General features: G+C 49.4%; 8 protein-coding genes. 4 read left to right on the forward strand and 4 right to left on the reverse strand.

Annotated elements, in window-relative coordinates:
* Positions 1-2: 2 nt before the first annotated feature.
* The 4 genes from rsxC to DWX62_RS05205 all read right to left on the reverse strand — a co-directional run bounded on the left by rsxC (position 3) and on the right by DWX62_RS05205 (position 4,430).
* Positions 3-1,340: an electron transport complex subunit RsxC gene (gene rsxC, locus DWX62_RS05190; protein ID WP_005829145.1), complete on the reverse strand. Its 1,338-nt coding sequence runs from the start codon at positions 1,338-1,340 to the stop codon at positions 3-5.
* A 60-nt stretch (positions 1,341-1,400) separates the two neighbouring features.
* Entirely contained in the window at positions 1,401-2,303 is a 903-nt protein-coding gene (locus tag DWX62_RS05195) for a Fe-S cluster domain-containing protein (protein WP_005836987.1), read from the reverse strand.
* A 37-nt stretch (positions 2,304-2,340) separates the two neighbouring features.
* Positions 2,341-2,760, reverse strand: a complete 420-nt coding sequence (locus tag DWX62_RS05200) for a SoxR reducing system RseC family protein (RefSeq protein ID WP_005836985.1) — start codon at positions 2,758-2,760, stop codon at positions 2,341-2,343.
* A gap of 230 nt (positions 2,761-2,990) precedes the next feature.
* The gene (locus DWX62_RS05205; RefSeq protein ID WP_008663544.1) at positions 2,991-4,430 is read right to left on the reverse strand and encodes a DUF3078 domain-containing protein; all 1,440 of its coding nucleotides are present in this window, start codon (positions 4,428-4,430) and stop codon (positions 2,991-2,993) included.
* 270 nt (positions 4,431-4,700) lie between these two features.
* Between DWX62_RS05205 and DWX62_RS05215 the strand changes: the two genes are divergently transcribed.
* The 4 genes from DWX62_RS05215 (at position 4,701) to DWX62_RS05230 (ending at position 11,800) form a co-directional block, all read left to right on the forward strand.
* Positions 4,701-6,320, forward strand: a complete 1,620-nt coding sequence (locus DWX62_RS05215; RefSeq protein ID WP_005829157.1) for a CTP synthase — start codon at positions 4,701-4,703, stop codon at positions 6,318-6,320.
* Between the two features lie 31 nt (positions 6,321-6,351).
* Complete coding sequence (gene yidC / locus DWX62_RS05220) at positions 6,352-8,205, forward strand: membrane protein insertase YidC (protein ID WP_008663542.1); 1,854 nt, start codon at positions 6,352-6,354, stop codon at positions 8,203-8,205.
* A 102-nt stretch (positions 8,206-8,307) separates the two neighbouring features.
* On the forward strand, positions 8,308-9,639 hold the full coding sequence (locus DWX62_RS05225; RefSeq protein WP_008663540.1) for an MATE family efflux transporter: 1,332 nt from the start codon (positions 8,308-8,310) through the stop codon (positions 9,637-9,639).
* Between the two features lie 37 nt (positions 9,640-9,676).
* Positions 9,677-11,800, forward strand: coding sequence for a S9 family peptidase (locus DWX62_RS05230; protein ID WP_120172628.1), 2,124 nt, complete (start codon positions 9,677-9,679; stop codon positions 11,798-11,800).
* The last annotated feature ends 111 nt before the right edge of the window (positions 11,801-11,911 follow it).

Genomic DNA, 11,911 nt, shown 5'->3' on the forward strand with positions numbered 1-11,911 from the left:
CGTTATTTTTTAGCTTGACGTGCACGGATCATCGCTCCTACCTTACCCTTACCCAAGCGGATATAATCCAGCATCGGACGGTTGGAAGGACAAGTGAACTGGCATGAACCGCATTCTATACACGACATAATGTCTTCTTTCTCTACTCTTTCAAAATCTCCGTGGGCCGAAACGGTAGCCAGCAGATACGGCTCCAACCCCATCGGGCAGGCTCCCACGCACTTGGCACAACGGATACAAGGCTGTACTTCGCCGCGCTTGGCTTCCTTCTCGTTCATAATCAGAATACCGGAGCTTCCTTTGGCTGTCGGTACATCCGTATTTACCAGAGCTTTACCCATCATCGGGCCACCGCCGATAATCTTACCCGTATCTTCGGGCAAACCGCCGCAAGCTTCAATCAGCTGCTTCATCGGCGTACCGATACGTGCCAGGAAATTGGACGGCTTTGCCAACGACTTACCGGTCACGGTAATGACACGCTCAAACAGAGGTTTGTTCTTCTGTACGGCCTGGTAAACGGCAAATGCGGTACCCACATTCTGCACCACAGCTCCCGTGGAGATAGGCAACGCACCGGCTGCAACCTGGCGACTGATGACAGCATCAATCAACTGCTTTTCACCACCCTGCGGATATTGTACCTTCAAGGGTACCACCTCGATACCTGCATAGCTGGAAGCAACCTTCGTCATCAGCTGGATGGCATCGGGCTTATTGTTCTCAATGCCGATGAATGCCTTGTTCACCTTTACCGCCTTCATCAGAATGGATACACCTACCATAATTTCTTCCGCATGTTCCAGCATCAGCTGATGGTCGGCAGTCAGATACGGTTCGCACTCTACGGCGTTGATGATGACACACTCTGCCTTGAATGCAGGAGGAGGACACAACTTGACCTGCGTAGGGAAGCATGCACCGCCCAGACCTACGATACCGGCATCAGCGATTTTCTTCACGATTTCCTCGGAGGTCAGACTGCATTCCTTCACCAACGTTTCGGAACGGTCAATGGATTCTTCCCATTCATCCCCTTCTACGTCAATGAATATAGCAGGCTTGGCGTAACCGCTGGCATCGACAATCGTGTCAATCTTAGCGACTTTCCCGCTGACAGACGAATGAATGGCTGCTGATACAAAACCGCCGGGCTCGGCAATCTTTGTACCCACTTTCACAACATCACCTTTGGCAACGATAGGCTTGGCAGGAGCACCGATGTGCTGTCCCAGCAAGATAGCGGCCTTGGCCGGAATCTCTGCCTTGATGATAGGCTGATGTGCTGAAAGTTTATTTTCGTGTGGATGGACTCCACCAATTGAAAATGTCTTCAACATACAATTCTGTATTTTTAGTCGTTTATTTACTTTATTAATTCATACCTCAACTTGGGAAGTCTAAACCTCTGCTTTAGGAGTCTCAACCTCAGCTTTAGGAACTGCAACCTTTACTTGGGGAGCTGTATCGTCAGCCTTCGGTTTGCGCGGCGGGAAGTTGAGGGCAATGATTGTGTTTTGCGGACAAGCTTCCTCGCACTTGCGACAGGATTTACACTTATTGGGGTCAATGTAAGCCAGATTGTTTTCCAGCGTGATAGCCTCGAACGGACAAACCTTCACACACTTGCCGCAACCGATACATGCCACGGTACAAGCCTTGCGTGCTACGGCCCCCTTGTCCTTGTTTACACACTGTACGTAAATACGACGTGATTTCTTGCCTTGAGGACGGATTTCAATAATAGATTTCGGACAAGCCTTGGCACAAGCTCCACAAGCCGTACACTTTTCCTCATCCACTTCGGGAAGTCCGGTCTCCGGATTCATGTGGATAGCATCGAACTGGCAGGCAGCCACACAGTCGCCGCATCCCAGACAGCCATAACTACAACCCGTTTCACCACCATAGAGAGAAGCCGCAATGGCACAACTCTTGGCGCCATCGTATTGGTTCACACGAGGACGGTTGGCACAAGTTCCATTACATCTCACCACCGCAACCATAGGTTCGGCAGCAGCGGCATCCAAGCCCAGAATCTCGGCAATCTTTGTCATGACGGGCTGTCCACCCACCGGACAAAGTTTACCATCCAGCGAACCTGCCTTTACGCAAGCATCTGCAAATCCGCTACAACCGGGGTAACCACATCCACCGCAATTTGCCTGGGGAAGCACCTCTGCTACCTGGGCAATCCGCGGATCTTCATACACGGCGAATTTCTTGGAAGCCACGTAAAGAATAGCGGCCGATACCAGCGCTATAACTCCCAATGAAATCACTGCAATCAGAATTACATTCATAAATTAGTTGTTTATTAATTATTTGTTTTATTATTAGTTAGTTCATCGGTCGTACGGAGAATGAGAACTTCTTACCCATCCGCGACTTGTTCAGCCACAATATATAATAATAAGGTATAAGAAGTGCCAGCGAACAAAGTGCAGAACGCAGCTCGTCATTCCAGATAGCCATAAAGACAAACAGTGAGATTATCAGAATAAGGAAAGGAAATATAAAGGCAAACAGAACTGCCATCACTCCCATTGAAAGTTCGCCCGTCACCCATACACGGTCACCGGGCTGGTAGGATGCGGCATTGGCATCGGCCACATCGACAAGTTTCTCTTTCGTATCCGCAGAGGTACAATGCCCCTTGACACTACACGAAGCGCACGCTGAAGTCTGGATGATTCTCACTTGGAGATGAGAACCGTTTATGTTTTCCACAATACCTTGATGTTTTATAGTATTCGCCATTTTGCAAAGTGTGCATTACAAATCGCGGCAAATTTACGCATTATTTGTGAACTGCAAACCTTTCCTATGCATTTTCTGTGTTCGTAAACGTGCTTTTTCTATGTTTTTATGTTTTTTCACCTGCCACAGACTACAAAAAGACAAAAAACAGACGGTCTGTCAAGGAAAAACAGACCGTCTGACTAACCAAAACAGATAATCTGTTCACTCCGAACAGACCATTTGTTTATTTACCATTTATAATTGATACCGAAACTGAGCAATTCTTTTACCTGAAAATAGCTGTCCCCTTCCGTCGGCTTGGCACTGTCGTCATAGCGGGCGTGCACATAGAGCTTGGTGGAAAGATAGCGGTTCAGCACAAAGTTCACCGTGTTTTCCCATTCGATACGCGTCCACTCATAACTGGTCTGGAAGTCCAGGCGGGAATCCAGCGTAATGGAAGGAATGATGGTCCACGAAAGTGTAGGCTGTATCTGCGAACCGAAGTTATGCTTCACGCACTTGCCCTCCTCAAGACCGAAACTCACTTCATTCACACCCTTATTCCCCACATAGCGCAGCATGTACGTCAGCGGAGCCATGAAAACGGACAAGCTGAATTTCTGCTTCTTCAACTTGTAGTCCATACCGATACTGCTTGACCAGTCCGCCGGAGCAAAGAAAGCCGAAACCAGCTCTTCACTGTTGGCCTTGTAGCCATTGCAGAACTGGGTCTTAAACTCAGTCGTGATGGTATAATACCACTTGGACGCAGCCTGAATACCCAGTTTACTGTACAGCCGGAGTTGGTCGGTACTTACCAGATAGTTATGAAACTCGTCGGAAGGTGCTGAGCTGAAGCCCAGCTTGGCATCGAGCAGATTTTCCCACTGCACCTTTTCACGGTCATTATAGTTGGCAAACAATTGCAGGTTGGCAAGCACGGCGTTAGTGCTCTCACCTCCCTTGTACCAGTTGTCGGAGATATAGTTCTGGGTAATCTGCAATGAACCGTTTCCACCCGTCACCCACCAGTTGGGCTTGTGGATAATCACGTCGGCTTCCTCCTTCACTCCCACCATATTCTCTTGTGCAAACAGTTTCACGACGGACGGCTTGGAAGAAACCTCCTTCTCTATATTATCCTTGAATATCTTCCCTTTCATCACCTCCTTCTCGGTCATTACAACCAGATTGGGACAATTCACATACGTGTTCAGCAGCGTACGGTCCACCAGTTTGTTGGCTCGGTCCTTTGAGGTGAAACTCAGTGTGTCGAACGGCAACATCTCGCGCGTCAGGGCAGGCACCGTATCAGGCACCTGGAAATGCCAGTCCACCTTGGAAAGGCGTCTCATGGGGGCATAATAATAGGTAAGGGGAAGGAACAACCTATAGTAGTTCGGATTGGAAGGTATATAACGCTCCGGAGTCGTGGGGTCATTCAAATAATCCAGCACTCCGATATACCTTTCATATAATATGGAAACAGTATCCAGCCTGTACCCCATACCTTCCGGTTTCAATTTCAGAATCATGTATTCTTTCATTATATCCGGCAAGGTGTCGGCTTTGGCAGTTGTTTCCTGTCCACTGTTCTTCGAGGCGGTATCCAGCGTATTCTGTGCCATCACCGACGAAGAAATCATCGTAGCAATTAACCAAAATGCAATGTGTCTATTCTTCATAATGCCCTAAAGTCTATGTTTCGAGCGCAAATTTAGCTTAAAATGTTTAGAAAACATAGAAAAGCCATAAGAAAAAGGCAAGAAGGACTTTCTTCGATGAAATCGTATTTTTTAATAATTGTTTCATCGAAACTTTCTCTACTTCCTCTTTTTTTTATAATTTTGCGCTTTTTAAGTTCTACGTGTACTGACGGGAGCAGTGCGCACCCTGAACGACAAGCCGTATAGGCTCTTGGCATTAGATTAAACAATTAATAAAATAATATAGTTGTGGGAGAAACAAAGTATATTTTCGTCACCGGTGGTGTTGCCTCTTCATTAGGTAAAGGTATCATCTCATCCTCCATCGGTAAATTGCTGCAAGCAAGAGGTTACAAGGTAACCATCCAGAAGTTTGACCCGTACATCAACATCGACCCGGGTACACTGAACCCTTATGAACACGGCGAATGCTACGTTACCGTGGATGGCCACGAAGCCGACCTCGATTTGGGCCATTACGAACGCTTCCTGGGCATCCAGACCACCAAGGCCAACAATATCACGACCGGACGCATCTACAAAAGCGTCATCGACAAAGAGCGCCGGGGTGACTATCTGGGAAAGACAATTCAGGTTATTCCCCATATTACAGACGAAATCAAGCGTAATGTAAAACTGCTGGGAAACAAATACAAATTCGACTTTGTTATTACCGAGATTGGCGGTACAGTGGGTGACATCGAGTCTCTGCCCTATCTGGAAAGCATCCGTCAGCTGAAGTGGGAACTGGGAAAAGACGCCTTGTGCGTACACCTTACTTATGTCCCCTACCTGGCAGCTGCCGGTGAGCTGAAGACCAAGCCCACCCAGCACTCCGTAAAGGAACTGCAAAGTGCCGGTATCCAACCCGATGTCCTCGTACTGCGTACGGAACATGAGTTGAGTACCACCCTGCGCAAGAAAGTGGCTCTGTTCTGCAATGTGGACGAAAATGCCGTGGTGCAGAGCATCGACGCGCCTACCATCTACGAGGTGCCCATCTTGATGCAGAGCCAGGGACTGGACGTTACCATTTTGAAGAAAATGGGACTTCCCGTCGGCGACACTCCGGGACTGGGACCGTGGCGCGCTTTCCTCGAACGCCGTCACAAAGCCGAAGAGACTGCCCCGCTGCACATCGCATTGGTGGGCAAATATGACTTGCAGGATGCCTACAAGTCCATCCGCGAGGCCCTTTCACAAGCAGGAACCTACAATGACCGCAAGGTATCGGTAGACTTCGTGAACAGTGAAAAGCTGACTGACGAGAATGTGGCAGAAGCCCTGAAAGGCATGGCAGGCGTACTTATCGGTCCAGGCTTCGGCGAACGCGGTGTTGCCGGCAAGTTCGTAGCCATCAAATATGCGCGTACGCACGACATCCCCACCTTCGGTATCTGTCTGGGTATGCAGTGTATCGCCATCGAATTTGCCCGTAACGTACTGGGTTATGCCGATGCCAACTCACGCGAGATGGACGAAAAGACACCACACAATGTCATCGACATCATGGAAGAGCAGAAGTCCATCACCAATATGGGTGGAACCATGCGTCTGGGTGCCTACGAATGTGTTCTGCAGAAAGGCAGCAAGGCATACGAGGCATATGGTACCGAGCATATCCAGGAACGTCATCGCCACCGCTATGAATTCAACAACAGCTTCAAGGAGGCCTACGAAGCAGCAGGTATGAAGTGTGTGGGTATAAACCCCGAATCGGATCTGGTAGAAATTGTCGAAATACCCGCATTGAAGTGGTTTGTCGGTACCCAGTTCCATCCCGAATACAGCAGTACGGTATTGCATCCGCACCCGCTGTTCGTAGCATTCGTGAAGGCCGCCATCGAAAATGAAAACGAAAAGAAATAATTTGTAATAAGTAATTTGTAATCAACAAAGAATGGATAAAAATACCATCACAGGTCTTGTTCTGATAGCGATATTGTTAGTAGGTTTCAGCTTTCTGAGCCGTCCCAGCCAGGAGCAGTTGGAAGCACAGCAACGTTACTACGACTCCATAGCCCAGGTGCAACAGCGCGAAGCCGACTTGAAAGCCAAGGCGGAAGCAGCCCTGGCCAACGAAAGCGGAGCGGAAGCAAGCGTTGACTCCACTGCCCTCTTCTTCGACGCCCGTCAAGGAACCAACTCGCAGGTAACCATCCAGAACAACCTGGCAGAAATAACCGTAGATACAAAAGGCGGACGCATAGCTTCGGCCACGCTGAAGGAATACATGGGACAAGACAAGACGACTCCCGTCACACTGTTCAGCGGCAACGACGCTTCCATGAATTTCCTCTTTTACAACAAGAAAGAGACTATCCAGACGGAAGACTATTATTTCACCGCAGTAAACCGTACGGACAGTACCGTCACCATGCGTTTGTCGGCAGACAGCAACAGCTATATCGACTTTACATATCGCATGCACAATGACACATACCTGATAGACTTTACTATCCAGGCAGTCAATATGGAAGGTAAGCTGGCGGCTACCAACAATTATGTGGACATCGAGTGGTCACAACGTGCCCGTCAGATAGAGAAGGGTTACACCTACGAGAACCGTCTGGCTGAACTGACTTACAAAATCACCGGAGAGGGTACCGATTATCTGTCCGCCAACAAGAACGACGAAAAGGAAGTTCCGGAACGCCTGGACTGGATTGCTTTCAAGAACCAATTCTTCTCTTCAGTATTTTTGGCAGATGCCGACTTTGAAAAGACCAAACTGAGTTCCAAGATGGAGACTCAAGGCAGCGGCTACATTAAGGACTATTCTGCGGAGATGAGCACGAAGTTCGACCCTGCCGGCAAGGAACCTACCCAGCTGTTCTTCTACTTCGGCCCCAATCACTACAAGACTCTGACCGCACTCGACAAGGGGCGTGACGAGAAGTGGGAGCTGAACCGTCTGGTCTATCTGGGCTGGCCGCTCATCCGCTGGATAAACAAATGGTTCACCATCAACATCTTCGACTGGTTGTCCAGTTGGGGGTTGAGCATGGGTATCGTACTGTTGTTTATGACGTTAATCGTAAAAGCTGTAGTATTCCCCGCAACGTGGAAAACCTACATGTCATCCGCCAAGATGCGCGTACTGAAACCGAAAATCGACGAGATAAACAAGAAGTACCCCAAGCAGGAAGATGCCATGAAGAAGCAGCAGGAAGTGATGGGCCTCTACAGCCAGTACGGAGTCAGTCCGATGGGCGGATGTCTGCCGATGCTGATACAGTTCCCTATCTTGATGGCCTTGTTCATGTTCGTGCCGAGTGCCATTGAACTCCGCCAGCAGAGCTTCTTGTGGGCAGACGACCTTTCCACTTACGATGCGTTCATCAACTTCCCGTTCCATATCCCGTTCCTGGGAAGCCACCTCAGCTTGTTCTGCCTGCTGATGACGGTTACCAACATATTGAACACGAAGTACATGATGCAGCAACAGGATACGGGTGCCAATCCGCAGATGGCTGCCATGAAGTGGATGTCATACCTGATGCCTATCATGTTCCTCTTCATATTGAACGACTATCCTTCGGGATTGAACTATTACTACTTCATCTCTACGTTAATCAGTGTGGTAACAACGCTCATCATGCGCAAGACAACCAATGAGGAAGCCCTTCTTGCTCAGTTGGAAGCCAACAAGAAAGACCCGAAGAAGATGAAGAAAACCGGTTTCGCCGCCCGTCTGGAAGCCATGCAGAAACAGCAGGAACAGATGATGAAAGAGAGACAGAACAAAAAGTAGTAAGACTACCGTTCAAGATATTCTTTTGCAGAAAGCCGGACAATGACATTTGCCCGGCTTTCTTATCCTTACACCAACGAAAAAATTCACAGACTCTAAATTATGCAGACTAAATACACCTACAAACAGATCTGGCTTATAGCCTACCCCATCCTAATCAGCCTCCTTATGGAGCAACTGATAGGTATGACGGACACTGCCTTCCTCGGGCGTGTGGGCGAAGTCGAACTGGGAGCATCTGCCATCGCCGGTGTCTTCTACATGGTCATCTTCATGGTTGCCTTCGGTTTCAGCATCGGGGCACAGATACTCATTGCCCGGCGCAACGGCGAACGGCAGTATAAGGAAATCGGTGACTTGTTCTATCAGGGCATCTATTTCCAAGTCGGAATGGCGGCAGTCATGTTCCTGCTATCCTATTGCTTCTCACCGATTATCCTGAAACGCATCGTCGCTTCGGAACATATCTACGAAGCAGCCACCAGCTACCTGCATTGGCGTGTATTCGGTGCCTTCTTCTCGTTCAGCGCAGTCATGTTCCGTGCCTTTTTCTTGGGAACCACCCAGACCAAGACACTGACACTGAACTCCATCGTCATGGTGTTGAGCAATGTCGTATTCAACTATATCCTGATTTTCGGTAAATTCGGTTTCCCAGCGCTCGGCATTGCCGGAGCCGCCATCGGCTCCTCACTGGCCGAGCTGGTTTCGCTGTTATTCTTCATCCTCTATACCCGCAGCCGCATCGACTGCCGCAAGTACGGGCTGGATCGTATTCCTAAGTTCCGGCTGGACGTATTGAAACGGATGCTGAACGTCTCTTTCTGGACCATGATACAGAATTTCTTCTCCCTCTCCACCTGGTTCCTTTTCTTCCTTTATGTGGAGCATTTGGGAGAGCGCTCGCTGGCAGTGACCAACATTGTCCGCAACGTGTCCGGCATACTGTTCATGGTACTCATGGCGTTTGCCTCTACCTGCGGGTCACTGGTCAGCAATCTCATCGGTGCAGGCCACTCCGATTGCGTGGCAGGCACCATCCGGCAGCACGTACGCATAGCCTACGTCTTCGTACTTCCGCTGGCATTGCTTTTCGCGGTGTTCCCCAAGCTGATTCTGGGAATTTATACCGACATACCCGACCTGCAGGACGCTGCCGTACATTCGCTCTGGGTGATGTGCTCCACCTATCTGTTCCTGGTTCCTGCCAATGTCTATTTCCAGGCAGTTTCCGGAACCGGCAACACGCGTACGGCATGGGGGTTGGAGATGGCTACGCTGGTCATCTACACAGCCTATATCACCTACATTATTCTGATTCTGCAACTCGACGTGGCCATCTGCTGGACCTCGGAAATGGTTTATTCCAGCTTTATTCTCATTTTCTGCTGGCTATATATCAAACGTGGAAATTGGCAAGGAAGGAAAATTTAGTATCTTTGCATTAAAATAACTGAAACAAAAAGCATATATGAAACAAGTAAATCTACTACTTATGTCAGCAGCCATGACATTGGCCTCTTGCGGAGGCACAAAAGATGCCGGACAGCAGCAGGACGCAGCAACGCTCATCCAGCGGTCGGACATCAAGATTGAAGGAAAGCGTATGACACCCGAGGCACTCTGGGCGATGGGACGCATCGGCAGTGTGGCCGTATCCCCCGACGAAAAGCAAATTGCCTACACGGTATCCTATTACAGCGTGCCCCAGAACAAGAGTAACAGCGAAGTCTTCGTCATGAATGCCGACGGTAGTGACAATACCCAGATAACGCATGACGCCTGGCAAGAAGGACAGCCCACATGGTTCAAGGACGGCAAGAAGCTTGCCTTCCTTTGCAACGAAAGCGGCAGCAGCCAGGTATGGGAAATGAATCCCGACGGCAGCGGACGCAAGCAGCTGACCCAATACGAGGGAGACATCGAAGGGTTCTCTTTCTCGCCCGACGGCAAGAAACTCCTTTTCATTGCCCAGGTAAAGACCGTGAAGAGTACGGCAGACAAACATCCGGACCTTCCTAAAGCCACCGGCATCATCGTTACCGACCTGATGTACAAGCATTGGGACGAATGGGTGACTACTGCTCCCCATCCATTCGTTGCCGATTTCGACGGCAATGCCATCAGCAATGTCACTGATATTCTTGAGGGAGAGCCATACGAAAGCCCGATGAAGCCCTGGGGCGGTATCGAGCAGCTGGCATGGAGCCCGTCTTCTGATAAGGTGGCCTATACATGCCGTAAGAAAACCGGACTGGCGTATGCCATTTCCACCAACTCCGACATTTATATCTACGACCTTGCCTCCAAGGAAACCAAAAACATCACGGAAGAAAACAAGGGATATGATACGAATCCCCAATACTCTCCCGACGGCAAATACATCGCCTGGCAGAGCATGGAGCGTGACGGCTACGAAGCCGACTTGAACCGCTTGTTTATCATGAACCTCGAGACCGGCGAGAAACGTTTTGTAAGCAAAGCTTTCGAATCGAACGTGGACGCCTTCTTGTGGAACAAAGATTCCCAGAGCATCTACTTCATCGGTGTATGGCATGGCGAGACACAGATTTACAACATCGACCTTGCCGGAAACGACAAGCTTACCCAGCTCACCGACGGCATGTACGACTATGCTTCGCTTGCCCTTTGCGGAGACAAGATTATCGCCAAACGCCATTCCATGAGCATGGGCGACGAAATCTATGCCGTAAACAGTGCACGTAACGGCGACGCTTTTGCAGAAGCAGTGCAACTGACCACAGAGAACAAGCAGATTTACGACCAGCTGGAGATGGGTAAAGTGGAAGCCCGCTGGATGAAGACCACCGACGGCAAGCAGATGCTGACCTGGGTGATTTATCCTCCGCAGTTCGACCCTAACAAGAAGTACCCCACCCTCCTCTTCTGTGAAGGTGGTCCTCAGAGTCCCGTCAGCCAGTTCTGGAGCTACCGTTGGAATTTCCAGATTATGGCAGCAAACGATTATATCATTGTAGCTCCCAACCGTCGTGGTCTTCCGGGCTTCGGTGTAGAGTGGAACGAAGCCATCAGCGGTGATTATGGCGGCCAGTGCATGAAGGACTACTTCACTGCCATTGACGAAATGGCCCAGGAACCTTTCGTTGACAAAGACCGCCTGGGTTGCGTAGGTGCCAGCTTCGGAGGTTTTTCCGTATATTGGCTTGCCGGACACCATGACAAACGCTTCAAGGCATTCATCGCACACGACGGTATCTTCAACATGGAAATGCAATATCTGGAAACGGAAGAGAAATGGTTTGCCAACTGGGATATGGGCGGCGCTTATTGGGAAAAGAACAACGCTACGGCACAACGCACTTTTGCCAACTCCCCGCATCTCTTCGTCGACAAATGGGACACCCCTATCCTCTGCATCCACGGAGAGAAGGACTTCCGCATCCTTGCCAACCAGGCAATGGCCGCCTTCGATGCAGCCGTGATGCGTGGCGTTCCTGCCGAACTGCTTATCTATCCGGACGAAAACCACTGGGTACTGAAACCTCAGAATGGCGTGCTGTGGCAACGTACCTTCTTTGAATGGCTGGACAAATGGCTGAAGCCGGCTAAGTAAAGCCTCTCAAAAACGATAAAAACAAATAGTCCCGGATTCTTTGTCAAGAATCCGGGACTATTTGTTTTTATTGTACACCGCCCGATTCATTTTTTATGACTATAATTTGAA

This window comes from Bacteroides sp. AF20-13LB (assembly GCF_003603065.1).
Classification (GTDB): Bacteria; Bacteroidota; Bacteroidia; order Bacteroidales; family Bacteroidaceae; genus Bacteroides; species Bacteroides uniformis.

Coding starts and splice junctions, on each gene's coding strand:
- yidC (WP_008663542.1), top strand. CDS start 6,352: ATGGATAAAAATACCATCACAGGTCTTGTTCTGATAGCGATATTGTTA.
- rsxC (WP_005829145.1), bottom strand. CDS start 1,340: ATGTTGAAGACATTTTCAATTGGTGGAGTCCATCCACACGAAAATAAA.
- DWX62_RS05230 (WP_120172628.1), top strand. CDS start 9,677: ATGAAACAAGTAAATCTACTACTTATGTCAGCAGCCATGACATTGGCC.
- DWX62_RS05195 (WP_005836987.1), bottom strand. CDS start 2,303: ATGAATGTAATTCTGATTGCAGTGATTTCATTGGGAGTTATAGCGCTG.
- DWX62_RS05205 (WP_008663544.1), bottom strand. CDS start 4,430: ATGAAGAATAGACACATTGCATTTTGGTTAATTGCTACGATGATTTCT.
- DWX62_RS05200 (WP_005836985.1), bottom strand. CDS start 2,760: ATGGCGAATACTATAAAACATCAAGGTATTGTGGAAAACATAAACGGT.
- DWX62_RS05225 (WP_008663540.1), top strand. CDS start 8,308: ATGCAGACTAAATACACCTACAAACAGATCTGGCTTATAGCCTACCCC.